We start from the raw sequence: 274 nt of genomic DNA on the forward strand, positions 1-274 counted from the left end.
TACGCCGTATTTTGCCTTGCGCCGCCGGCCCTCGATCAGGAGGTGGCCGGTGAGCCGCGCGCCGGTCATGCCGTAGGGATGGCCGATCGCGATCGAGCCGCCGTTGACATTGAGCTTCTCAGGATCGATGCCGAGCTTGTCGCGGCAATAGATCACCTGCACCGCGTACGCCTCATTGAGCTCCCAGAGATCGATGTCGTCGATCTTGAGGTTGTGCCGCTTCAAGAGGCGCGGGATCGCAGCGACCGGGCCGACGCCCATCTCGTCCGGCTCG

At 64.6% G+C, this 274-nt stretch carries 1 pseudogene; it reads right to left on the reverse strand.

Annotated elements, in window-relative coordinates:
• Positions 1-274 (reverse strand): annotated as a pseudogene (locus tag AKL29_RS45280) (acetyl-CoA C-acyltransferase); the annotation flags it as partial.

It is taken from the genome of Bradyrhizobium pachyrhizi, from assembly GCF_001189245.1.
In the GTDB taxonomy this organism is placed as follows: Bacteria; Pseudomonadota; Alphaproteobacteria; order Rhizobiales; family Xanthobacteraceae; genus Bradyrhizobium; species Bradyrhizobium pachyrhizi.